This is a genomic window from Micromonospora sp. WMMD956 (assembly GCF_029626125.1).
Classification (GTDB): domain Bacteria; phylum Actinomycetota; class Actinomycetes; order Mycobacteriales; family Micromonosporaceae; genus Micromonospora; species Micromonospora carbonacea.
Genome location: NZ_JARUBI010000005.1, coordinates 6,645,257 through 6,668,881 on the forward strand (window position 1 = coordinate 6,645,257; position 23,625 = coordinate 6,668,881).

22 protein-coding genes are annotated in these 23,625 nt (G+C 72.7%); 16 read left to right on the forward strand and 6 right to left on the reverse strand.

The features are described from left to right. Window positions 1-183 precede the first annotated feature (183 nt). On the forward strand, window positions 184-1,368 hold the full coding sequence (locus O7628_RS28840) for an acyl-CoA dehydrogenase family protein (protein ID WP_178065352.1): 1,185 nt from the start codon (window positions 184-186) through the stop codon (window positions 1,366-1,368). Between the two features lie 132 nt (window positions 1,369-1,500). On the opposite strand, the gene O7628_RS28845 is transcribed toward O7628_RS28840, so the two are convergent. Further along, entirely contained in the window at window positions 1,501-2,283 is a 783-nt protein-coding gene (locus tag O7628_RS28845) for an inositol monophosphatase family protein (RefSeq protein ID WP_278135383.1), read from the reverse strand. A 196-nt stretch (window positions 2,284-2,479) separates the two neighbouring features. On the opposite strand from O7628_RS28845, the gene O7628_RS28850 reads away from it, so the two are divergent. Further along, window positions 2,480-4,201 (forward strand): aminotransferase class V-fold PLP-dependent enzyme, encoded by a 1,722-nt coding sequence (locus O7628_RS28850; RefSeq protein WP_278135384.1) that lies wholly within the window; start codon window positions 2,480-2,482, stop codon window positions 4,199-4,201. Between the two features lie 438 nt (window positions 4,202-4,639). Here the strand turns inward: O7628_RS28850 and O7628_RS28855 are convergent, their stop codons facing one another. Both O7628_RS28855 and O7628_RS28860 read right to left on the reverse strand, forming a co-directional pair. Then, complete coding sequence (locus tag O7628_RS28855; protein WP_278135386.1) at window positions 4,640-4,912, reverse strand: cellulose binding domain-containing protein; 273 nt, start codon at window positions 4,910-4,912, stop codon at window positions 4,640-4,642. 643 nt (window positions 4,913-5,555) lie between these two features. Next, the gene (locus O7628_RS28860) at window positions 5,556-6,461 is read right to left on the reverse strand and encodes a bile acid:sodium symporter family protein (protein WP_043969027.1); all 906 of its coding nucleotides are present in this window, start codon (window positions 6,459-6,461) and stop codon (window positions 5,556-5,558) included. A gap of 190 nt (window positions 6,462-6,651) precedes the next feature. Between O7628_RS28860 and O7628_RS28865 the strand changes: the two genes are divergently transcribed. The 3 genes from O7628_RS28865 (at window position 6,652) to O7628_RS28875 (ending at window position 8,396) form a co-directional block, all read left to right on the forward strand. Further along, entirely contained in the window at window positions 6,652-7,038 is a 387-nt protein-coding gene (locus O7628_RS28865; RefSeq protein ID WP_278135389.1) for a hypothetical protein, read from the forward strand. Between the two features lie 103 nt (window positions 7,039-7,141). Next, window positions 7,142-7,558 carry a DUF1232 domain-containing protein gene (locus O7628_RS28870; RefSeq protein WP_347405249.1) on the forward strand — a complete coding sequence of 139 codons (417 nt, stop codon included), beginning with the start codon at window positions 7,142-7,144 and terminating at the stop codon, window positions 7,556-7,558. A 61-nt stretch (window positions 7,559-7,619) separates the two neighbouring features. Further along, on the forward strand, window positions 7,620-8,396 hold the full coding sequence (locus O7628_RS28875) for a cellulose-binding domain-containing protein (protein WP_278135393.1): 777 nt from the start codon (window positions 7,620-7,622) through the stop codon (window positions 8,394-8,396). Window positions 8,397-8,516: 120 nt separating this feature from the next. Here the strand turns inward: O7628_RS28875 and O7628_RS28880 are convergent, their stop codons facing one another. Continuing rightward, a complete protein-coding gene (locus O7628_RS28880; RefSeq protein ID WP_278135395.1) occupies window positions 8,517-9,491 on the reverse strand; it encodes a hypothetical protein in 975 nt (324 codons plus the stop codon). Between the two features lie 325 nt (window positions 9,492-9,816). Between O7628_RS28880 and O7628_RS28885 the strand changes: the two genes are divergently transcribed. The 5 genes from O7628_RS28885 to O7628_RS28905 all read left to right on the forward strand — a co-directional run bounded on the left by O7628_RS28885 (window position 9,817) and on the right by O7628_RS28905 (window position 15,709). Beyond that, window positions 9,817-10,698, forward strand: coding sequence for a helix-turn-helix transcriptional regulator (locus O7628_RS28885; protein WP_278135397.1), 882 nt, complete (start codon window positions 9,817-9,819; stop codon window positions 10,696-10,698). Beyond that, on the forward strand, window positions 10,691-10,885 hold the full coding sequence (locus O7628_RS28890; RefSeq protein WP_278135399.1) for a DUF397 domain-containing protein: 195 nt from the start codon (window positions 10,691-10,693) through the stop codon (window positions 10,883-10,885). Before O7628_RS28885 ends, O7628_RS28890 begins: the two co-directional genes overlap by 8 nt. Before the next feature lie 176 nt (window positions 10,886-11,061). Then, the gene (locus tag O7628_RS28895; RefSeq protein ID WP_278135401.1) at window positions 11,062-12,000 is read left to right on the forward strand and encodes a cyclase family protein; all 939 of its coding nucleotides are present in this window, start codon (window positions 11,062-11,064) and stop codon (window positions 11,998-12,000) included. Window positions 12,001-12,498: 498 nt separating this feature from the next. Beyond that, window positions 12,499-13,875: a hypothetical protein gene (locus O7628_RS28900; protein ID WP_278135403.1), complete on the forward strand. Its 1,377-nt coding sequence runs from the start codon at window positions 12,499-12,501 to the stop codon at window positions 13,873-13,875. Between the two features lie 529 nt (window positions 13,876-14,404). Beyond that, the gene (locus tag O7628_RS28905; RefSeq protein WP_278135405.1) at window positions 14,405-15,709 is read left to right on the forward strand and encodes a VCBS repeat-containing protein; all 1,305 of its coding nucleotides are present in this window, start codon (window positions 14,405-14,407) and stop codon (window positions 15,707-15,709) included. 75 nt (window positions 15,710-15,784) lie between these two features. Here the strand turns inward: O7628_RS28905 and O7628_RS28910 are convergent, their stop codons facing one another. Then, complete coding sequence (locus O7628_RS28910) at window positions 15,785-16,288, reverse strand: hypothetical protein (protein WP_278135407.1); 504 nt, start codon at window positions 16,286-16,288, stop codon at window positions 15,785-15,787. 186 nt (window positions 16,289-16,474) lie between these two features. Between O7628_RS28910 and O7628_RS28915 the strand changes: the two genes are divergently transcribed. The 6 genes from O7628_RS28915 to O7628_RS28940 are packed head-to-tail and all read left to right on the forward strand — an operon-like array spanning window position 16,475 to window position 22,494. After that, window positions 16,475-17,407: an STM4015 family protein gene (locus tag O7628_RS28915; RefSeq protein WP_278135409.1), complete on the forward strand. Its 933-nt coding sequence runs from the start codon at window positions 16,475-16,477 to the stop codon at window positions 17,405-17,407. A 7-nt stretch (window positions 17,408-17,414) separates the two neighbouring features. Beyond that, complete coding sequence (locus tag O7628_RS28920; protein ID WP_278135411.1) at window positions 17,415-18,362, forward strand: STM4015 family protein; 948 nt, start codon at window positions 17,415-17,417, stop codon at window positions 18,360-18,362. A 1-nt stretch (window position 18,363) separates the two neighbouring features. Further along, complete coding sequence (locus tag O7628_RS28925) at window positions 18,364-19,479, forward strand: STM4014 family protein (RefSeq protein WP_278135413.1); 1,116 nt, start codon at window positions 18,364-18,366, stop codon at window positions 19,477-19,479. Next, on the forward strand, window positions 19,467-20,270 hold the full coding sequence (locus O7628_RS28930) for an STM4013/SEN3800 family hydrolase (RefSeq protein WP_278135414.1): 804 nt from the start codon (window positions 19,467-19,469) through the stop codon (window positions 20,268-20,270). The genes O7628_RS28925 and O7628_RS28930 overlap by 13 nt, the downstream gene beginning before the upstream one ends. Next, window positions 20,267-21,592: an STM4012 family radical SAM protein gene (locus O7628_RS28935; protein ID WP_278135417.1), complete on the forward strand. Its 1,326-nt coding sequence runs from the start codon at window positions 20,267-20,269 to the stop codon at window positions 21,590-21,592. Before O7628_RS28930 ends, O7628_RS28935 begins: the two co-directional genes overlap by 4 nt. Next, window positions 21,589-22,494: an STM4011 family radical SAM protein gene (locus O7628_RS28940; protein WP_278135419.1), complete on the forward strand. Its 906-nt coding sequence runs from the start codon at window positions 21,589-21,591 to the stop codon at window positions 22,492-22,494. Before O7628_RS28935 ends, O7628_RS28940 begins: the two co-directional genes overlap by 4 nt. A 45-nt stretch (window positions 22,495-22,539) precedes the next feature. Here the strand turns inward: O7628_RS28940 and O7628_RS28945 are convergent, their stop codons facing one another. Next, complete coding sequence (locus O7628_RS28945; protein WP_278135421.1) at window positions 22,540-23,538, reverse strand: helix-turn-helix transcriptional regulator; 999 nt, start codon at window positions 23,536-23,538, stop codon at window positions 22,540-22,542. Window positions 23,539-23,625: the final 87 nt, after the last annotated feature.

The window sequence follows — 23,625 nt, forward strand, 5'->3', positions numbered from 1 at the left end:
CTGCGAGCCTGGCACGGGCCCCGCCTGCCGACTTCTCCCCTCGTGCCCTCCCCCACCCCCTCACCTGTCCTGTGTGGACGCCGGGCAATCCGGAAGAGGCCACGGCCCGCGGAGTGTGACAGCGTCGAGGACGCCTGGCCGACACGACCACGGTCGATCCGGTCGCCCCGTTGAGGAGGACACGTGTCCACGACCACCGAAGCACCCACCCGTGAGGAGCTGGTCCAGCGGGCGGCGGGTCTCGTCCCGCTGATCCGCAAGCACGCGGCGTGGCAGGAGGAGAATCGGCGGCTGCACGACGAGACGGTCGCCGCGATCGAGGAGGCGGGGCTGTTCAGGCTCCGCACGCCCCGCCGCTACGGCGGGTACGAGGTGGACACCCGCACCCTCGTGGCGGTCGCCACGGAGCTGGGCCGGGGCGACGCCAGCACCGCGTGGGTCACCTCGGTGCTGTGGATCCCCACCTGGCTCGCCGGCCTCTTCCCCGACGAGGCCCAGGACGAGGTGTTCGCCGTTCCCCACGCCCGGGTGTGCGGCACCAACAGCGTCGGCGGCACGGCCGTGCCCACCGACGGGGGCGTCGTCGTCAACGGCAACTGGCACTTCATCAGCGGGGCCCACCATGCGCAGTGGCAGGAGATCGCGGTGGTCGTGCTGCGCCCCGACGCCGAGCCGGAGCCGATCATGGCGCTGGTGCCGATCGGCAGCCTGGAGATCGTCGACGACTGGTACACCACCGGCCTGACCGCGACCGGCAGCGTCACCACCGTGGCCCGGGACCTGTTCGTCCCGAACAGCCACATCATCCCGATGAGCGCGGCGATGATCCCGCAGGGCCTGTCGCAGGGCAACGCCGACTCCCCCGTCTGGCGCACCCCGGCGGCGCTGAACGCGGCGGCGTCGGGCGTGGGCGCGGCCGTCGGCGTGGCCAAGGCCGCCCGCGACGAGTTCTTCGACCGGCTGCCCGGCCGGAAGATCACCTACACGGAGTACGAGAACCAGAGCGAGGCCCCGGTCACCCACCTGAAGGTCGGCACCGCGCTCATGAAGATCGAGCAGGCCGAGTTCCACGCCTACCACGCCGCCGACCTGGTCGACACGAAGGCGGCCACCGGCGCCGAGTGGACCCTCGAGGAGCGGGCCCGGGTGCGCGCCGACCACGGCTGGGCGACGCGGCTGGCCAAGGAGGCGGTGGACCTGTTCGCCTCCGCCAGCGGCGGCACCTCCATCTACCGGGACGTGCCGATCCAGCGGATCGTCCGCGACGTCAACGCGATGAGCCTGCACGGGCTGATCAACCCCGACACCAACACCGAGCTGTACGGCCGGATCGCCTGCGGCCTGGGCCCGAACACCCTGTTCATCTGAGGCGACGCGGTACCCCGCCCCCTCCACGCGCTCTGCTGAGCGCTCCCGCACGTGGCGGGCCGTCCGGCGCACCCCCTCGCCGGGCGGCCCGCCGCACCCGTCCGGCCGCGCCGCCGCCCGCGCCGGGCCGCGTCAGCCCAGCGCGGCGACCCGGGGACGCAGCCCGTCGATCAGCTCCGGCGGGGCGGCGAGGACGCGGCTGCCGCTCACCTCGACGGCCGCGCCGGCCTCGACGGCGATCACCAGCCCGGCCGCCCAGTCCCACCGGAAGGTGCGGTCCTCGACGTACGCGTCGCAGCGCCCCGCCGCGATCCAGGCCAGGGCCAGCGCGGTGGAGCCGAGCATCCGCACCCCGCGCACGTCGCCGGCCAGGTCGGTGACCACGGCCGCCTGCACCCTGCGGTGGGCCACGTCGTACGCGTACCCGGCGGCGAGGATCACCTCGTCGAGCGCGACGCCCGCGCGCCGGGCCAGCGGGACGTCGTCGCGGAACGCGCCCCGGCCCCGCACGGCGTGGAACAACTCGTCGTGCACCGGGTCGAGGACCACGCCGACCACCGGCCGCCACCCGTGCGGCGTCCGCTCCTCGCAGGCCACGCTGACGCACCAGAACGGCACGCCGGAGACGTAGTTCACGGTCCCGTCGAGGGGGTCCAGCACCCAGCGCAGCCCGGAGCTGCCGGTGTGGCCGCTGCCCTCCTCGGCGACGATGCCGTCGTCGGGCCGACGGGCGCGCAGCAGCGCCACGATACGCGCCTCGCTGGCCCGGTCCGCCTCGCTCACCAGGTCGGTGGACGCCGTCTTGTGGTCGACCCGGCCATGGTCGCCGAAGCGCAGCAGCAGCTCCCGGCCGCCGAGCCGCGCCGCCTCCTCGGCGACCCGCCGGCAGTCGTCCAACTCGGCACCACTGGCCATCGCGCTCTCCTCGTATCGGCCGCAGGGACGGTCGCGATCGTCGCACCGACGCCCGCCCCGGCACCAGTCGCGCGGCGGCCGGCCACCGCCGGCGAAGCCCTCCCGGACGCTTCGGGCACACTGGGGACCGACGCTCGGGGCATCGACGCCCGCCGACCTGCCCCGACGCCGTCGCGCCACGGGGAGGCAGCACGTCATGGAGACATCGGTCACTTCGGGCAGCGCGGAGCGGCTGCTGGCCCGGATCCGGGACGGGGTCGTCGGCGAGGGCGAGGTGCTGGACGGGCCCTACGGGCCGCGCCGGATCACGTACGCCGACTACACCGCCTCGGGGCGGGCGCTGGACTTCGTGGAGGACGCCGTCCGGGACTGGGTGCTGCCCCGCTACGCCAACACCCACACCGAGAGCTCCGCCACCGGCCTGGCCACCGGGCGGTTGCGCGAGGACGCCCGGCGCACCGTCCACGACGCCGTCGGCGGGACCGACGAGCACGTCGTCGTCTTCTGCGGTTCGGGGGCCACGGCGGCGGTCGACAAGCTGGTCGGGATGCTCGAACTGCGGCTGCCGCACGGGCCGGCCCACCGCCACGGCCTGCTCGACCGCATCCCGCCCCGGCAGCGTCCGGTGGTGTTCGTGGGCCCCTACGAGCACCACTCCAACGAACTGCCGTGGCGCGAGACGTACGCCGAGGTGGTCGTCATCGGCGCGGACCCGGACGGGCACATCGACCGGGCGGAGCTCGCCGCGCAACTGGCCCGGTACGCGGACCGGCCGCTGCGCATCGGCAGCTTCTCCGCCGCCTCCAACGTCACCGGGATCCTCTCCGACACCGACTCGATCGCCGCGCTGCTGCACGCCCACGGCGCCCTGTCCTGCTGGGACTACGCCGCCGCCGGCCCGTACGTGCCGATCCGGATGGGCGAGTCGACCCCGGGGGCCGCCGACGGCAAGGACGCGGTCTTCCTGTCGCCGCACAAGTTCGTCGGCGGCCCGCAGACGCCCGGGATCCTGGTGGTGCGCCGGGACCTGGCCCGCAACCGGGTGCCGACGACCCCGGGTGGCGGCACGGTGGCGTTCGTCGACCCGGTCGGCCACCGCTACCTCGACGACCCGGTCGCGCGGGAGGAGGGCGGCACGCCGGCGATCGTCGAGTCCATCCGGGCGGGGCTGGTGTTCGCCCTCAAGCAGGCCGTCGGCACCGACGTCATCCGGGCCCGCGAGGAGCGGCTGTGGTCCCGGGCGCTGCGCCGCTGGTCGGCGAACCCGGGGATCGAGATCCTCGGCAGCACCCGGGCCCGGCGGCTGCCCATCGTGTCGGTGCAGATCCGCCACGGCGACCGGCACCTGCACCACAACTTCGTCGTCGCGTTGCTCAACGACCTGTTCGGCATCCAGGCGCGCGGGGGCTGCTCCTGCGCGGGACCCTACGGCCACCGCCTGCTGGGGATCGACGAGGAACGCTCCCGCGCGTTCCGGGAGGAGATCGCCCTCGGCTGCGAGGGGATCAAGCCCGGCTGGGCGCGGCTCACCTTCAACTACTTCGTCTCCGACGTGGTCGCCGACTATCTCGTCGACGCGGTCGACCTGATCGCCCGGCACGGGCACCGGCTGCTGACCGACTACCGGTTCGACGCCCGCACCGGCCTGTGGCGGCACCGCCGCGGCCCGGGGCGGCCGCTGCGCCTGGCCGACCTGGGCCCTCTGCTGACCGGCGGCCCGATGGCCGTCGGCCGGCGGGAGCGGGTCGGCGAGGACGCCCTCGCCGGATACCTGCGCGAGGCGCGGCGGATCCTCGCCGGCCGCGACGACCGCCTCGACGAGGGCCCCACCGGGCTGCCGCCCGGCGTCGAGGCGCTGCGCTGGTTCCACCTCCCGCCGGCCTGCGTGGCGCCCCCGGACGCGCCGTCGTCGCGCTGACCGGGGCGGCTGACCGGGTGCGGGTGTCCGATCGGCCGCCCCGGTCAGCCGGCCGCGTCAGCTGATGGTGACCGAGTAGGTGCTGGTGGTGACCTGGCCGTTTCCGGTGGAAGATCTCGGGCCCCGCCTGGACGCTGGTCAGGTACTTCGAGCTGCTCATCCAGCCCCGGGAAACCAGGTCATTGGTGAAGTCGCGGATGTTGAGGTTCGCGTTGGTGGTGTTGCTGGTCCGCACGTACGAGTAGACGTTCCAGGTGCCGACGTAGCCGCGCCAGATCTCCCACGTGGTGCCGGCGATCGTGACGGTGCCCTGGCGGCAGCCGGCCGGGGACGCGTTGGAGCGGTACAACCAGATCATCAGCTCGTCGGTGGGCTGGTCGGGCCGTTGCAGGTCACCCCGTTGACCGCGAAGTTGGTGGGCACGGCGTTGACGCCGCTCTACAAGCCGGTGAGGCCGAAGCCGGCGGTGCCGCCCGCGCCGATCGCGCCGTTGTACGCGGCGTTGGTCGCGGTCACCTGAGCGCCGCTCTGGGTCACCGTGGCGTTCCACGCCTGCGACACCTGCTGGCCGGAGGCGTACGTCCAGGTGAGCCGCCAGGAGGTCAGCAGGTCACCGAGGTTGGTGACGGTGACGTCGGCGTTGAAACCGCCCGACCACTGTGCGGAGACCTCGTAGCGTACGGCGCACCCGGCTGCCGCCGCCTGGGCCACGGTCCCACCTCGGCAGCGGCGACGACGACACTCGCGGTGGTGGTGGCCAGCAGGGCCAGCCGCTTTCGATCCACCATGACTTCTCTCCTTCGATCCGGCCCCGCCCACCCAACCCGCCCCGCGCTCCCCGCCCCGCGCTCCCCACCCCGCCGATCTTGCACTTGCGGCCCCGACATATGGTGCTTATCGCCCAGCCAAGGGGCCCAAACTGCAAGATCGTCGAGGGCCGGGCGGCTGCTCGCGGGCGACCTGCCCGCGGTTGCCAGGTGGATGCGGTGCCGGATCCAGCACCCCGCAATCGGTGGGACCGGCGGCAACCGATTACCTGGTGCTGGGCCTCGGCACGGGGCGGGCGGCCGACCTCGCCGTGCCGCTCGACTCGGACGAGCTCGTCGCCTTCGGGCTGCTGCTGTCCGACACCGGCGCCAGTTGGCTGGGCACTGCGGCGTTGGTCCTGGCACCGGGCCCGGACGTGGCACGCGCCGTCCGGACCGGTACGGCGACATCGAGGTGCACAACTGGCGGTTCGGTGGGCGACCCCGGAACGGGACAGGCCCCGGTAGCCCGCCCTGCGGTAGAGACGACGGTCGCGAGCACAGCCGCGCCGGACCCGACCGGGATCGGATCCGGCGCGGGCAGGGGATCACACCCGGCTCGGGGCCGCCGAGAAGTCGCCGGTGGCGGTGCCCGCGCGCACCCGCCGGGAGACGACGACGCCGAAGACGGCGGCGGTGAAGAACATGACGAAGCCGTACGTCACCGACGGCATCGCCATCGTCGAGTTGTCGAGCAGCGTCGGGCTCATTCCGATGGTGATGGCCAGGCTGGCGTTGTGCAGGCCGATCTCGAAGGCCGAGGCGATCGACTCCCGCTCGCCGACGCGCAGCAGCCGGGGGCCGAAGTAGCCGAGGCCCATGCTGATCAGGTTGAACGCCACCACCGCGAGGATGATCTCGCCGAGGATGTCGAACACCTCCGAGCCGAGGCCGGCGATCACACTGGAGATCATCAGGATCAGCACCACCACCGACAGGACCTTGACGGCGCGCTCCAACCGCAGGGCGGCGTCGGTGAATCTCGCCCGGATGGCCATGCCGATCGCGATCGGGATCAGCACCAGGGCGAACACCTGGATCACCTTGTCGAACTGGAGGCCGATCGAGCTGTCCGAGCCTACGAAGCCCGCCACCGACAGGTTCACGATGACCGGCAGGGTGAACAGCGCGAGCACCGAGTTGACGGCGGTCAACGAGATGTTGAGCGCGAGGTCACCCTTGAACAGGTGACTGTAGAGGCTGGCGGTGCTGCCGCCCGGCGAGGCGGCGAGCAGCATCATGCCGACCGCAAGCTCGGGCCGCAGGTCGAACGCGACGACCAGGCCCAGGCAGATCGCCGGCAGGATCAGCATCTGGGAGACCAGGCAGACGACCATCGCCTTGGGGTAGCGCACCACGCGGCGAAAGTCGTCGAGGGTCAGCGTGAGGCCGAGCCCGAGCATGACGATGCCGACGGCGATGGGAAAAAGTATGAGCACGGTGTCGTTACTCATGATGACTCCGCCTTCCGGGAGTAAGAGATCCATGAGTTTCACACCGGCTGCCACCACCCCGGTTCTCGAAGGTTGCCCTATACGCAGCCCTGATGACAGCTGGCACGTACCACGCCGCCCAACTGCTTGACCGCTCAACTACACCGGTGTTAATTTGACCGGGTTCGATGAATATTCGGGGAGGAACGCCATGCTGCTGAAGTCCCTTGCCGTCGCGGCGTCCGCCGCGACCCTGCTCGCCACCGCGCCCACCGCATCGGCGGCAGCTTCCCAGTCCTCCGAGGCGTGGCCGCCCGGAAACTGCGCACAGGGCACGTTCTGCGTCTGGCCCAACTGGGCGCACCCGAACCCCGCCCCCGTGGAGACTCCGTCCCTGGTGAGCGCTGGCGAGTGGTCCGGCAGCGTCCCGGCGAAGACCTACTACAACTACACGCCCCGCAACGTCGACATGAAATACTCCTACACCTGGCCGGACGGGTCGACGAGCCACTACACGCTCTGCACGCCCCCCGGCGGCAACATCTTCTACCTGCCGGTGACCGTGACGCAGCTCAGCTGGCACGAGGGCTCCTGCTGACACCCGCACCTCCTGCCCACGTCCTCCGGGGGCGCGACTACGTTGACGAGTCGTGCACCTCGTACCCGATCATGGCCTTGTCTGGCGCGACTGGGCCACCGCCCTGGCCGGCGCGGTCGCGCTGCTGCTCGCCTCGTGGGCGCTGCTGATCCTGCTGGCCCGCCGGCTCCCGCCCGGCCTGCTGCGGGATCTCGCCGCCTTCGTCCCGGACTGCGTCACCATGGTCCGCCGGCTGCGCCGGGACCCCAGGGTGCCCCGCCGGGCCAAGGTCGCCGTCCTGCTCGCCGGCCTCTGGGTGGCCAGCCCCGTCGACCTGATCCCCGAGTTCCTGCCCGTCATCGGGCCCCTCGACGACATCGTCGTGGTGGCGCTCGCCCTGCGCTACGCCGGCCGGCAGGTGCCCCGGGACGTCCTGCTGGCCGCCTGGCCGGGCGAGGCCCGCCTCATCGAGCGGCTCCTCGGCACACCAGCCACCTCGCGCGCGCCTTCGCCCAGGATCCGGCAAGGGGCCAGCGATTGACTTACATCAGTATGTTCGGTGTGCTGTGCAACGGCTCGCATTCGTCCCGTAGGAGGTTTCGTTGCGCAAGCTCGCCGCCGTCCTCGCCGCGCTGTTGACCACCGGCGCCGCCCTCACCGCCCCCGCCCCCGCGCAGGCCGCCGATCCGGCCTGCACCGGCACCGTCCGGATCACGTCGATGACCTGGTCGCCGCCCCAGGTCATGCCCGGCCAGGGCAGCACCCTGACGGTCGTCGCGCAGAACTGCACCGACACGCCACAGCAGGCCTCGTTCTTCTCCTACCAACAGTTCCTCGGCTCCGGCCCCGGCGTCCCGCCCGGATGCCCCATCGTGGAGCCCCTCCCGGCAAGCCCGGTCACCATCGAGGCCGGTGGGACGTTCACGGCGACGTCCCGCCACAACACGTATCCCGGCTGCACCGCCACCCGAATCCTGGTCACCGCCCAGTTCACCCTCGGCAGCACGCTGCTCGACGCGGGCTCCGCCAGCCTGGAGATCACCGCGGTGCCGCCCCCGTCGGGATGCGCGGTGACGTACCGCAACGTCAGCCGGTGGGCCGGCGGCTTCGTCGCCGAGGTCACCATCGCCGCCATCGCGGGCGCACCGATCAACGGCTGGACGCTCGCCTTCGACTTCGCCGGCGACCAGCGCGTCACCGGCGGCTGGAACGCGGCCATCGCCCAGACCGGCACCACCGTCACGGCCCGCAACGAGACCTGGAACGCCGTCATCTCCCCCGCAGGCACCGCGACGTTCGGCATCCAGGGCACGTGGCACGACAGCGACGCGCCACCCAGGGCCTTCACCGTCAACGGCGCACCCTGCGAGGTTCGCTGACCCGGACCGCGGCGGGCCCGTCGCAGCGCCTCCCGGTGCTGGCCGGTGCAGCCGGTGACCTTGCCGCTGCCGTCCGGCCAGCCGTAGGCCTTCCTGCGTCGCGGATCGGGTCGTCGCCGGTCAGTCGGCCTCGACCGGGGCCTCGCCGAAGACGGCGAAGCTGACGACCCAGTACGCGACGTAGGCGGCGAGCAGCACGTACCCGTGCCAGCGCCGCAGCCGGCCGGTGGAGAGGAAGCAGGCGGCGAGGGCGGTCATGCCGACGAGCACCGGGAGGTGCCAGGAGAGCACCTCGTCGTCGACGACGATGCTGCCCCCGACGAGCAGGATGATGCCGAGCTTCCCGGTCACGCCGAAGACGACGCTGCCGACGACGTTCGCGAGGCCGATGTCGGCGGTGCCCTTGCGGGTGGGCTCGACGGTCAGGAGCACGTCCTCCAGGGTGAGCACGAGGGTGGCGATGGTGGCACCGAACAGGGCCCCCTGGATCCGGAACTCCTCCAGCAGGCCCTCGGTGCCGATGCTGGTCATGGCCGCACCGACGACGAGACCGACGAGCGCGACGACGGCCAGCCCGATCGCCACCCAGCCGGGAAGCGGCCGGGCCCGGTCGAACGGCATCGGCACGCCGAGGGGCGGCGTGCCGGTAGCCGGCGTGCCCCGCCGAAGCTCCCGCATCGCCACGTAGCCGAGGAAGAACGCGAACAGCAGCAGGAGCAGCACGCCGTGGAGCGGGGTGAGGGGCCCGAACACGAGGAAGGGGATCAGCACCAGGGGCGCGACGGCGAACAGGGCGAGGTAGCGACCCGGGACCGCGACCCGGGTGGGCGAGATGATCGCGGCGAGGGCGAGCACCACCCCAACCATCGAAATCGCCGTGCCGAAGACGGTGCCGAGCGCGACGCCGCTGAGGTCCTCCATCTTGAGCGCCACCCCGAAGGCGACGTCGTCGAACTCTATTCCGGTGAATACGATCGCGAGCAGAAAGACGGAGACGCGCAGGCCGGACGCGGCACCGACGAGATAGGAGATCAGCTTTTCCGCGCTGTAGATCAGCAGTGCGGCACCGACGACGAAGAGAAGTATCGACGACAAGAGCCGGGCGCCCCTTCCCACGATGACCGGCCGGATCGACGCATTGCGTCACCGGTCGACAACAGCATTCGGCACTTCGAGGCGTCATCGTTGCACATCGATGCCGAGCAGGCCAGGGGCAAGATCCCGCCCGCACCAGCCTCACTGGACACCGCGTGGGAATTGCACGGTGATAGCTCTCGTCGGAGGCATCTTGTAGGGTCGAAAGCGCAGACCAATCGAATGGTCGCCCACCTCCCGAATCACTCCCAGGGCACCATTCCGATGTTTCACCGAAGCCAAGATGCAGGTAACAAAATGCAACACCGAGAGGAGCCGGGAGCGGATGGCCGAAGACATGGGATCGACAGTGCCACGACGACAACTCGGGCGGGCGCTGCGCGACCTGCGCACCGAGGCGGGCGTGACCCTCGACGGCGCGGCCGAGGCGCTCTACTGCAGCCGGCAGAAGGTCTGGCGCATCGAGAGCGGCCTGGGCGCCGTCCGGCCCATCGACGTCCAGGGCATGTGCCAGGTGTACGGGGCGACGCGCGAGCTGACCAAGGCCCTGACCGCCCTGGCGGCCGAAACCAGAGCCAAGGGCTGGTGGCACTCGTACGGCGACGCCATCCCCGACTGGTTCGAGATGTACGTGGGCCTGGAGTCCGCCGCATCCCGGCTACGCGAATACGACGACACGCTGATTCCCGGGCTGCTCCAGACCCGAGGCTACGCTCAGGGCGTCTACCAGCATCGTTCACGCATCTCGCAGGAGGAACGCGACCGGCTGGTCGATGTCCGCCTGCAACGGCAAACGTTGCTGGAACGCCGGCTCCCACCGCCGCCCCAGTTCGAGGTCGTTCTCTCCGAGGCGGTCCTGCTCCGCGTCGTCGGCAACCCCGCAACGATGGCCGAACAGCTACGACACCTGCTCGACGCGGGCAAGCTCCCGCATGTCTCGATCCGGGTGCTCCCACTCGCAGCCGGTCTGCACTTCGGCGCGGTCGCCGGCCCCTTCGTCATGCTGGACTTCCCCCTCCGCAACAGGGTCGAGCCCGAGCCATCCGTCGTCTACAGCGAGTCGCTGACCGGCGCGCTCTACCTCGACCGCAAGGAAGAACTCGCCATCTACGAAGAGGTGTGGGCAAGCCTGACGTCACTGGCCCTCGATGAGCAACAATCAAGGCAACTGGTCAACAAGATCATCGGAGAGGTCCATCATGGCTGACCTGACCAACGCCCAATGGCGCAAGAGCACCCGCAGCGGCGACAACGGCGGCAACTGCGTCGAGGTCGCCGACAATCTGCCCGGCCTCGTCGCCGTACGCGACAGTAAGAATCCATCGGGACCCGTCCTCACCTTCTCCCCCGCCGCCTGGTCCAGTTTCGTCCGCGCCCACAGGTCCACTCGCTGACGACGATCATTCACCGCGCACCCGGCCACGTATGCCGGGTGCGCGGCCGGCGGAGCAGACGTTGTTTTTGATCGGCCGGTCATCACGGTCTTCGATCGGACGGCGGGATACCCTGCCTGCGGTGTTTCACACCGCATGACCGGAGGAGCGATGCTGGGATGACGGCAGGGCGTGCGATGCCGACGCAGGACGACGTGCTCGGGTATTTCAACCTGCTGTCCAACTGGGGACGGTGGGGCGACGAAGACCAGCGCGGCACTCTGAACCACATCACCGACGACGTCCGGCTGGCGGCGGCGCGGGCCGTGCGCCACGGTAGGAGCGTCTCGTGCGCGTGGGAGGTTGCCGCGCCGGCGGACATGGAGCGGTCGACGACGTCGTGCCCGTGCGCCGCCGACATGCCGGGTGCCGAGAACATGCCGGTGCCCGGCTTCCACGCCGACCGGCGCTGGGGCTTCTCCTCCGAGCGGATCGGCATGACGTTCCACGGCAACACGCTCACCCACGTCGACTCGCCGTGCCACGTCTTCTGGGACGGCACGATGTACAACGGGCGGTCGCATTCGTTGGTCGACCCCGCAACGGGATCGGCGTGGGCGGCCGTCACGGCGGCGGCGAACGGCATCATCACGCGTGGTGTCCTGCTGGACGTCGCAGGGGCCCGCGGTGTGCCGTGGTTGGCCCCAGGGCAGGGTGTGTTTCCCGACGATCTCGAGGAGGCCGAGCGCCGCCAGGGTGTGCGGGTGCGATCCGGCGATGCGGTGCTCCTACGGACCGGCCATGGCCGTGCCCGGCACGAGGCCGGCGAGTCCATCGGTTTCACGCAGGCCGGCTGGCACGCGTCCTGCCTGCCGTGGCTGCACGAACGCGGCGTCGCGCTGATCGGTGCCGACACCCCGCAGGACGTCCAACCGTCGGGGTACGACGACGTGTTGATGCCGGTTCACGCCGTGGGCCTCGTCGCGATGGGTCTGTGGCTGCTCGACAACTGCGACCTGGAGGCGTGCGCGGCGACGGCTGCCGAGCTCGGCCAGTGGGACTTCCACCTCGCAGTCGCGCCGATCCGCTTCGCCCGTACGTCCGGCAGCCCGGTCAACCCGATTGCGACATTCTGACCGCGAATGACGTTCCGTTACCGGTTGTGGCCACGCTTCCCCGTGCCGGTCGGCGTGACTCTGCGTCATGCTCGTTGACCCCGCAGGACATTCCACATCCCCTTTGCTCTGCACCCGTATCCGCAACACCACCGTCCACCTGCACACGTACGAGATCGCGGATGGCCGGGGCCAGATCGGACGGTCGCGCCGCGTGGAGCGCTGCGTCCGTGGGTGCAGAGCAAAGGGGACGGGTCGCGGGGTGGTGCCGCCGGGCCGGGCGGTCGCGCTGTGTCACGTACCGCTCGCGGGTTCGATCGTGGGCGCGGCGGCCGGCGCGGCCCGACGGCGGGCCCGGCGCGGGTCGCCCGGCCCGGGCCGTCGCGGCCGGACCGCGACACCGGGCCTGGGCGGGGTGGGGTGTGCGGCGGACGGCGACGCCGGTAACGTTGCGCCCCATCACGCCCGGCGGCCGCACCGCCGGCCCTCGGATAGGTCCGACTCTACGGAGGATGCCGGATGTCCCACGGCGGGGAAACCTTCGCGGTACGCAACGAGCCGAACGGGCGGCCGAGCTTCGAGCAGGCGTTGCGCGGCTACGACAAGCGGCAGGTCGACAGGTACGTCGAGCAGGTCGAGGCCACGGCCTCGACGTTGACCGTCGAGCGGGACCGGGCGCAGCACCAGCTGCGCAACCTGACCCTCCAGTTCCAGGCGCTCCAGGCGGAGGTGTCCGACCTGCGGCAGCGGCCGGCGCAGGTGGACCGGGCGTCGTTCCGGGATCTGGGGCCGATGGTCGACCAGATCCTCGCGCTGGCCGAGAAGCAGGCCGCGGCGATCACCGAGAGCGCCGCGCAGCGGGCCGACGACCTGCAGGCCGAGGCGGAGCGGGTGCTGGTGGAGGCCCGGGACCACGCCGCCCAGGCGCTGCACGACCTGGAGACGGAGCTGTCGGCGCGGCGCGCCGAGCAGGAGAAGGCGTACGAGGAGCGGCGCTCGGCGGCGGAGGCGCAGCTCGCGGACGTGCAGGAGCTGGTGGAGCAGCTCCGGGTGGATGGCGAGGCCGCACACGAGCAGGCCCAGCAGGAGGCGAAGCGGATCAACGAGCTGACCGCCCAGCAGGTGGAGCAGGCGCGGGCGGCGGCCGAGGCGCTGACCAAGGCGGCCCGCACCCAGATCCAGCAGGAGGTCCAGGCCGCCCGCGCGCAGAGCCAGCAGGAGCTGGCGCAGTGGCGGGTCAATGTGGAGCGGGAGATCAACGAGCGACGGGCGGCGGCCGAGCAGGAGCTGGCCGAGCACCGGGCGGCGGCCGAGCGGGACGTCGCCGGGCAGCTCACCGCCGCCGAGGAGAAGATCGCCACCCTGATCGCCGAGGCGCAGCAGTACTCGACGGAGGTGCGCAAGCGCGCCGACGAGCAGGCGACCGCGCACCAGGAGCAGCTCACCGCTGTGCAGCAGGAGGTCGGCAGCCAGCGGCAGGCGTTGACGCAGCTGCACGCCGAGCTGGACACCGCACAGCAACAGCTCGCCCAGATCCGCCGGGAGGGCGCGGCGCTGGAGAACGAAGTCAACCAGTTGCAGCAGCGCCTGGCCGAGGTCCGTCAGGAACTCACCGCGGAGGCGAACCGGCTGGAGGAGGCCCGCACCGCCGCCGACTCGGCCGAGCGGCACGCCAAGGACGTGCGGGCCCGGGTGCAGCGGGAGGCGAAGCGGGTGGCCGATCTGGCCGCCGCCGCCGTGATGGCCGCCGCGGCGGGGGGCGGCGAGACCGCCGAGTTCCCGACGGTGAAGAGCAGGTCCGAGGCGCAGCGCGCGACCGAGACGCCGCGCGCGGCCGGGGAGCAGCGGCCGGTCGAGGAGCAGCAGCCCGCCCCCGAGGTCCCGGCCGGCGCGTAGCGCCCGGCAGCGCGCCGGCGTGTGGCCCCGGTCCCGCTCCGCGGGTGCCGGGGCCTACTTCTCGGGGCACATTCACGGCGGCCTTCATGCTAGTTTCGAGCCACGTTATTGGCATTCCTGAATCGACAGCGATCCGGCTCACGACAGGGCGCTCCACCGGATCGCGCCGCCACGAGGAGCGGCGAGAGCGCTGAGCGGCGCGTCGACGCGCCGCCGGCCCCGTCGCCTCCGCCACTGCTACTGCCGACGGGGGATATTGGCATGAGGTGCCCACCACTGCTCCATAGGTGACCGCGACCCTAGGAGCCACGAGCCACCGCAGGCCCGCTTCGACGACCAGGTGAAGCGGGTGGCCGACCATGACCGGCCACCCGACCCACAGTCGTCTCCTTTGCGTGCCATTCTGCGTGCCATCGACAGCGGCTCCACGGAATCATCCCGACAACACATCGAAATCGTCAGGCGACGTTATTCGAACAACGGTCGCCCCATCACGCACGCCTGCACATCATCTGATCCAAGGAGTGGAATGTCACGAAACACGTTGGCCACGCGCCGCGTCGTCGCCGGCCTCCTCGGCGTCGCCCTCGCCGTCGCCGCCACGTTGGCCACCGCCCCGGCGCCGGCGACGGCCGCTCCCGCCACCCCCGTCTTCGGCTCGTCCATCGACGGCTACGCCGCCTACGACGGGCAGGAGATCTGCGATCCGACCGCGAAGCCGGGCCTGGTGGGCTTCCGGGACCTGCTCAACTCGACCTACGGCTCGCACACCTCAGGCATCGTCCGCGACTGCGGCAGCGGTGGCACCAGCGAGCACAAGGAGGGCCGGGCGCTCGACTACCACTTCAACTACTACGACACCGCGCAGCGGGCCGACGCCACCGACGTGCTCAACTGGCTGCTGGCCACCGATTCGCACGGCAACAAGCACGCGATGGCCCGCCGCCTCGGCGTCATGTACATGATCTGGAACAACAAGATCTGGAAGTCGTACGACCCGTCCGACGGGTGGCAGGCGTACAGCGGCAGCAACCCGCACACCGACCACATCCACTTCAGCTTCAGCTGGGCCGGCGCCGACAAGCGCACGTCCTGGTGGTCGGGCGGGCAGGTGCCGCCGGAGCCGGAGGACGTGCCGGTCTCGGGTGACTGGGACAACGACGGCGTCGACACGGTGGGCGTGTTCCGCCCGAGCAACTCGACCTGGTATCTGCGCGACACGAACAGCGGCGCGGCCACCAGCGTCTTCAAGTTCGGTCACGGGCCGTCGGGCGACATCCCGGTGGTCGGCGACTGGGACAACGACGGCTCCGACACGGTCGGGGTGTTCCGCCCGAGCAACTCGACCTTCTATCTCACCAACGGCACCACCACCACCGACGCGTCCTTCATCTTCGGCCACGGCGCATCGGGCGACCGACCCGTGGCCGGCGACTGGGACAACGACGGCTTCGACACCGTGGGAGTGTTCCGCCCGAGCAACTCCACCTGGTACCTCACCAACGGCACCACCACCACCGACGCGTCCTTCATCTTCGGCCACGGCGCGTCCGGCGACCGACCCGTGGCCGGCGACTGGGACAACGACGGCTTCGACACCGTGGGAGTGTTCCGCCCGAGCAACTCCACCTGGTACCTCACCAACGGCACCACCACCACCGACGCGTCCTTCATCTTCGGCCACGGCGCATCGGGCGACGTGCCGGTGGTCGGCGACTGGGACGAGGACGGCGTCGACACCATCGGCGCCCGCCGACCCTCGAACAACACCGTCTACCTCCGCAACACCAACAGCGGTGGTCCAGTGGACATCCAGTTCATCTACGGAATCTGAGTCCAGGGGACACGACGGCGCCGGGCCGCCACCTCAAGGTGGCAGCCCGGCGGTGCCCACCGAGGTGGGCGTGGGTCAGCAGCCGCAGGTGTAGTACAGGATGTCCCAGTGGTTGCCTTCCTTGGTGTAGAGGTTCCCGGAGGCGGACCGGTACTGGTAGCCGAAGCCGGGGATGTAGCCGACGTAGGCGAAGTGCGCCGAGATGTAGTTCTGCACGCAGGTGGTCAGGCCGACGTCGAGCTTGTAGCCGGTCCAGTGGCTGTAGGCGCCGTCGGCGTGGCCGACCTCGGTGCCGGCGGTGATGGTGATCGCGCAGCCGCTGACCCGCTTGAACGTGATGATCCCGTCGATGGTGGCCTGCCGGATGCCGTCGAACGACGTGCAGGTGGCGGTGTAGCGGTCGCTGCAGTTGCCGCTGGAGGTCCAGGAGATGCCGGCGGCCGACAGCTGGGACGCGGCGCTGGAGTGGGTGATTGCCAGGGCGGGGCTGGCGAAGCCGAGCGTGACGCCGAGGGCCGCGAGCGCGGCGACGAGCAGGGTGACCGCTCGGCGGCGCAGCGTGGGGCGGGTCGTGGACATGGTTCTCCCGTATCGCCGTGGGGGGGGGTTGGATTTTTGCGATTCAGGGGGCCGGCCTTGCAGGATTTCTACCAGACATCGACGCTCATGACTAGATGTGGGGTCAGCGGACCGGTCGGTGATCAGTTTGTCGGCACGGTCTGTTACCGTCGCGCCGCCGCTGCACCAGTCGAGCCGGAGGTTGGCGTGTTCAGCTCCCACTTGTCGTCGTTCGCCGGGCTGCCCGTGCTGCCCTTCACCCCGGGGATGAAACTCCCCGACGATCCGTCGGCCGTCGCCTGGCGACTGGAGGTGGAGGACTTCGAGGCCGAACCCGAGGAGTTCGCCGCCCTGGTCACGGGCCTGCGCGACGAGGTGCCCGCCGACGCGGTGCGGGCCCTGGTGATCGGCGAGTGGGGTTCGGCGTACGAGCGGGCGCTGCCCGTGGAGCTGCTCGTCGAGGCGGCGCGGCACTGGCCGGCGCTGCGGGCGGTCTTCCTCGCCGACCTCGTCAGCGAGCAGTGCGAGGTCTCCTGGCTCACGCACGGTGACATCACCGGTCTGCTGACGGCGTGCCCGTCGCTGGAGGTGCTCTGGGTGCGTGGGGCCACCGAGCTGCACCTGACCCCGGTGCGCCACACCGGTCTGCGGGAGCTGGGCTTCCAGACCGGCGGGCTGCCCGGGGCGGTCGTCCGCGCGGTCGGCGGCTGCGACCTGCCCGCGCTGGAGCGCCTGGAGCTGTGGCTCGGCCGGTCCGACTACGGCGGCGACACCACCGCCGACGACCTCGCCGAGATCCTCGCCGGCACCCGGCTGCCGGCGCTGCGCCACCTCGCGGTCAGCAACGCCGAGGACGCCGACCGGGTCGCCGCGGCCGTCGCCGCCGCCCCGGTGCTCGACCGGCTGGAGGTGCTCGACCTGTCCAAGGGCGTGCTCACCGACGCCGGGGTCGAGGCGCTGCTCGCCGGTCGGCCGCTGACCCACCTGCGCCGCCTCGACCTGCACCACCACTTCCTCTCCGAGGAGGCCGCCGCGCGGGTCGTCGCCGCCCTGCCCGGCGTCGAGGTCGACCTGTCCGAGCCGCAGAAGGCCGATGTCTACAACGGCCGCGAGTACCGCTTCACCGCGGTCGGGGAGTGAGGCTGCCGTGAGCGTCCTGTCGCACGCCGAGTCCTTCGCCGGCCTCCGGGTCGTCCAGGTCCCCGCCGACGGCCCGCTGCCCGCCGTCGACGGGCCCGTCGCCTGGCGCATCGATCATCCCGACTGGGACAGCAGCACCGAGCAGCAGCCCTGCCCCGGCTTCCGGGACGCGTTCGACCGGTTCGTCGACGCCGCCGGCGAGTCCGCGCAGGCCCTCGTCGTCGGCGCCTGGGGATACGCGGCGTTCAACGTCGCCCCGATCGACCAGCTCTGTGCCGCCGCGCCGCGCCTGCCGAACCTCCGGGCGCTGTTCCTCGGCGACATCCTCAGCGAGGAGTGCGAGATCTCCTGGATGCAGGTCGGCGACGTCAGCCGGCTGCTGGCCGCGTACCCGGGGCTGGAGGTGCTGCGGGTGCGCGGCGGCGAGGACTTCCGGTTCTCGCCGGTGCGCCACGAGCGGCTGCGCCGGCTGGAGGTGGAGAGCGGCGGCCTGAGCGGCGAATTCGTCCGCGCGGTGCTCGACTCCGAGCTGCCCGCGCTGACCGACCTGGAGCTGTGGCTCGGCGTCGAGGACTACGGCGGGGACACGACCGTCGACGACCTGGCCCCGCTGCTGGCCGGGCAGCGGTTCCCCGCGCTGCGCCGGCTCGGGCTGTGCAACGCCGAGCACGCCGACGAGATCGCCGAGGCCCTCACCGGCGCGCCGGTGGTGCGGCGGCTGGAGCTGCTGGACCTGTCGCTGGGCACGCTGTCCGACCGGGGCGCGCTCGCCCTGGCCGGCGGGCAGCCGCTGAACCACCTCACGAAGCTGGACCTGAGCCACCACTTCGTCTCCGACGAGGTCGGCGCGGCGGTCCGGGCCGCCCTGCCCGGCGTGACGGTGGACCTGTCCGACCCGCAGGAGCCCGACGAGTACGACGACGAGGAGTACCGGTACACGGCGGTGTCGGAGTGACATGCGCCTGACCGTGGTCGGCAACCCCGACAACCGGCGCGTCGGCCTGTTCACCGCCGCCGTGCTCGCCGCCGGGCTGCCCCGGCCGGCGGTGCTGCCCTGGGCCGACGTGCTCACCGGGGCCGCGCCGCCGCCGGCCGGGGCGCTGGTGCGCGTCGACTCCCCCGGCGAGGACCCGCACGTGGACCGGCTGCTGCGGCGGGCGGCCACCCCGGCGCGGCACGGTGAGCTGCTCGGCCTCGCCGACGCGTACGCCGGGTTGGTCGACGGCCTGGCCCGGGTCGCCGCCGGCGGCGCGGAGCTGCTCAACGACCCCGGCGACGTGGCGGCGCTGTGCGACAAGCGTCGCTGCCACGCGCGGCTGTCCGCCGCCGGGGTCGCGGTCCCGGCGGCGCTGCCCGGGGTCGACGGCTACGCGTCCCTGCGGGCCGCGATGGCCGACGCCGGGTGGGCGCGGGTGTTCGTCAAGCCGGCGCACGGCTCGTCGGCGGCGGGGGTGCTGGCCCTGGCGGTCGGCCCGCGCGGCGTGCGGGCGGTCACCCCGATCGAGGTCGCCCCGGACGGGCTGTTCAACTCGCTGCGGGTGCGCGCCTACGACGACGAGGCGACGGTCGCCGCGCTGGTCGACCGGCTCGCCGGTGAGGGGCTGCACGTGGAACGGTGGCTGCCCAAGGTGGGGCTCGGCGACCGGGTCGTCGACGTGCGGGTGGTGGTGGTCGCCGGGCGGCCCACCCACGCGGTCGTGCGGGCCGCCACCGGGCCGCTGACCAACCTGCACCTGGGCAACGCGCGCGGCGACCTGGCCGAGCTGCGGGCCGCCGCCGGCCCGGCGGCGTGGGCGGCGGCGATGGAGACCTGCGTACGGGCCGCCGCGTGCTTCCCGCGCAGCCTGCACGTCGGGGTGGACCTGATGTTCCTGCTCGGCTGGCGGCGGCACGCGGTGGCGGAGGTCAACGCGTTCGGGGACCTGCTGCCCGGAGTGCTGGCCGACGGCCGGGACACCTACGCCGAGCAGGTGCACGCGCTGACCAGCGGCCGGTGGGAACGCTGGCGGGCCACCGCCACGGCAGCGACGGCCACCGGCCGGGCGGCGGAGGTGGGCGCGTGCGCCACCTGATCGGAAGCCACGACGTCTGCCTGGTCACCCTGGACACGCTGCGCTTCGACGTGGCCGACGGCCTGGCCGCCGCCGGGCGTACCCCCACGCTCGCCCGGGTGCTGCCCGGCGGCCGGTGGGAGCGGCGGCACTCCCCCGCCAGCTTCACCTACGCCGCGCACCACGCGTTCTTCGCCGGTTTCCTGCCCACCCCGGCCGCGCCGGGGCGGCACGAGCGGCTGTACGCGGCGGCGTTCCCCGGCAGCGAGACCTCCGGCGAGCACACCTGGGTGTTCGACGCGGCGGACCTGCCGACCGCCCTCGCCCGGGAGGGCTACCACACACTCTGCCTGGGCGGGGTCGGCTTCTTCAACCGGCGCGGCGCGCTCGGGTCGGTGCTGCCGGGGCTGTTCGCCGAGGCGCACTGGGAGCCGGAGTTCGGCGTCACCGCCCCCGGCTGCCTCGACGCGCAGCTCGACCGGCTCGCCGAGACGCTGCCCCGGGTCCCGGCGCGGCAGCCGCTGTTCACGTTCCTCAACGTCGCGGCGCTGCACCAGCCCAACCGGCACTACCTGCCCGACGCCGACGCCGACGACCTGGCCAGCCACGCCGCCGCCCTGGAGTACGTCGACAGCCGCGTGGGCCGGCTGTTCGCCCTGCTCGCCGGGCGGGGGCGGCCGGTGTTCACGATCATCTGCTCCGACCACGGCACGGCGTACGGGGAGGACGGCCACACCGGCCACCGGGTCGGCCACGACGTCGTGTGGACCGTCCCGTACGCCCACTTCACCCTGCGACCGGGAGAATGGTGACCAGCAACCTCGCGGGCCTCGACGGCTCGCCGTACCAGCAGTACCTGTACGCGTACCCGCACAAGACGTCGTACCGGGCGCTGCGGCCCCGGCCGCTGCTCGCCGACGTGTGGCGGGCCGAGCCCCGCGACGCGCTGTTCCTCTACGCGCACGTGCCGTTCTGCGAGATGCGCTGCGGCTTCTGCAACCTGTTCACCCGCACCGGCGCGCCCGCCGAGCAGGTCACGGCGTACCTGCGGCAGCTGCGCCGGCAGGCCGAACGGGTGGCCGACGCCCTCGGCGACGACGCCGGCTACGCCCGCGTCGCGTTCGGCGGCGGCACGCCGACCTATCTGACGGCCGGCGAGCTGACCGAGCTGTTCGACATCGCCACGTCGACGCTGGGCGCGCGGCTGCCCGGCGTGCCGCTGTCGGTGGAGACGTCGCCGGCCACCGCGACCCCGGACCGGCTCGCGGTGCTCGCCGCGCACGGCACGACGCGGGTGAGCATCGGGGTGCAGAGCTTCCTCGACGCCGAGGCCCGCGCCGCCGGCCGGCCGCAGCGGCGCGCGGAGGTGGAGGCGGCGCTCGGCGCGATCCGCGACGCGGCGATCCCGCTGCTCAACGTCGACCTGATCTACGGCATCGACGGGCAGACCGCCGACACGTGGCGACAGAGCCTCGAGGCGGCCCTGGCCTGGCGGCCGGAGGAGCTCTACCTCTACCCGTTGTACGTGCGCCCGCTGACCGGGCTGGGCCGGCGGGCGCACGCCCGCGCCGACTGGGACGCCCAGCGCCTCGCCCTGTACGCGCAGGCGGTGGAGGTGCTCGGCGCGGCCGGCTACCGGCAGGAGTCGATGCGGCAGTTCCGCCGCGCCGACGTGCCCGCGCCGGACGGGCCGGACTACTGCTGCCAGGACGACGGGATGGTGGGGCTGGGCTGCGGCGCGCGGTCGTACACGACGGGCCTGCACTACTCGTTCGACTACGCGGTCAGCGTGTCCGAGGTGCGGGCGGTGCTGGACGACTACCTGGCCCGCCCCGCCGGCGACTTCGCGTACGCCGAGTTCGGCTTCGCCCTCGACGGCACGGAGCAGCGCCGCCGGTGGCTGCTGAAGTCGCTGCTGCGCGCCGAGGGCGTCGACGCGGCCGCCTACGCGGCCCGGTTCGGCGTCGCGCCAGGCGACGACTTCCCCGAGCTGGGGCGGCTGGTCGAGCGGGGCTGGGCCACCGACGGCGGGCTGCGGCTCACCCCGGCCGGGCTGGCCCGCTCCGACGCCGTCGGCCCGTGGCTGACCTCCGCGCGGGTGCGCCACGCGATGACCGGGTACGTGCCCCGGTGAGCGCGGCCGACCGGTGCGGCGGGGGCAGCGGCGGCGGGGGCAGCGGCAGCGGCCTGGCGATCCTCTACCGGGGCCCGCTGGCCAGCTGCAACTACGACTGCCCGTACTGCCCGTTCGCGAAGCGGCACGACCCGCCGGACGTGCTGGCCGCCGACCGGGCGGCCCTGGAGCGGTTCACCGGCTGGGTGGCCGCGACCACGGACGTGCGGCTGTCGGTGCTGTTCACCCCGTGGGGCGAGGGGCTGACCCGCCGCTGGTACCGGGAGGCGATGGTGGGGCTGTCGCACCTGCCGCACGTCGACCGGGTGGTCATCCAGACCAACCTGGCCGCCCGGGTGGACTGGCTGGCCGACGCCGACCCGGCCCGGGCGGCGCTGTGGACGACGTACCACCCGGGGCAGGTCACCCGGGAGCGGTTCCTGGCCCGCTGCGCCCGCCTGGTCGAGCTGGGGGTGCGGTTCTCCGTGGGCGTGGTGGGGCTGCCGGAGCACCTCGACGAGGCGCGGGCGCTGCGCGCGGCGTTGCCGCCGCACGTGTACCTGTGGGTCAACGCCGCCGACGGCCACCGCTACGACGCCGCGCAGGAGGCGGCCTGGACGGCGCTGGACCCGCTGTTCGGCTACAGCGTGCGCCCGCACCTGTCGCTGGACCGGCCCTGCCACGCCGGGGAGACGGCGATCTCGGTGCGCGGCGACGGGACGGTGCGCCGCTGCCACTTCGTCGACGAGCCCATCGGCAACCTGTACGACGGCTCGTGGCGGGCCGCGCTGCGGCCGCGCACCTGCGTGAACGGGGCCTGCGACTGCCACATCGGGTACGTCCACCTCAAGCCGCTCGGCCTGCGCGACGTGTTCGCCGGTGGGCTGCTGGAACGCATCCCCGCCAGCTGGCCGCCCGGCTGACCGGGGACCGGCCGCCCCGGCACCCGCCCCGGGGTCGCGCGCCGGTCAGGCCCGCAGGGTGTGGCTGGGCGGCCGGCCGTAGACCCGCCGGTACGCCTCGGCGAAGCGGCCCGGGTTGCCCCAGCCCCACCGGCGGGCGATCGCCGCGACCGTCGCGCCCCCGGCCGGGTCGGCGTCGACGAGGTCCCGGTGTGCGCGGTCCAGCCGGACCCGGCGCAGGTGGGCCGTGGGGCTGACGCCGAGGTGCCGCGCGAACGCGGCCTGGAGCCCGCGCGGGCCGACCCCGCAGGCCTGCGCGATCTGCGCCACGGTGATCGGCTCGGCGGCGTGGGCCTCGATGTGGGCCACGGCCCGCCGGACCACGGCCGGCTCCACCCGGCTCGGCCCCGGCACGTAACCGGCCGTCATGGTGGTGTTGGGGAACACGGCCAGCGCGGTCGTCGCCACGTGCTCGGCGAGGCTGGCCCGGATCAGCGGGTGCGCCAGCGTCCCGTCCGCCGCCGCGGCCTGCGCGTCGAGGAAGGCCGACAGCCCCGCCCAGGCGCGGGCCATGGCGGCGGAGACGGGGGCCATCCCCTCGAACCGGAAGTCGGCCACGGCGACGTCGGTGCGGGCGGCGGCGACGCGGGCGACGTGCACGGTCGACAGCCGCACCACGCTGGCGGTGACGTCGCTCCACTGCACCGTCATCGGCGAGTTGTGGAACCGGCCCACCGCGCCCGGCGGCAGGGCCAGCTCGTCGCGGCCGACCTGCCAGTGGTACCACCCGCGCCGCACGTGCACCGCCATGAAGCCCACGTAGGGCTCCGTCCACGACCGGGCGTCCATCGAGTGCACGATCTCGTCGACGCCGAGCTCCCCCGCCTGGGTGACGGCGAGCCGGAACCGGAAGCCGAGGGCGCTGCCGGTGAACCGGGGTCGGTGGGCGGAGTACCGCTCGGCGATGGTGTGGTGGGCGAGGTCGGGATCCCGGGTCGCGACCTCGTCGCGGATCACCGACGCCCGCTCCGTGGTCGCGGCACCCGCGCCGTCGCCTGTGCGCATGTGGCCTCCCCGTCGCCGCAGTCGGAAGCACAACGCGCCGGGCCCGGGCCGCGTTACGGGCGCGCCCGGTGACGCCGGAAACCGTCC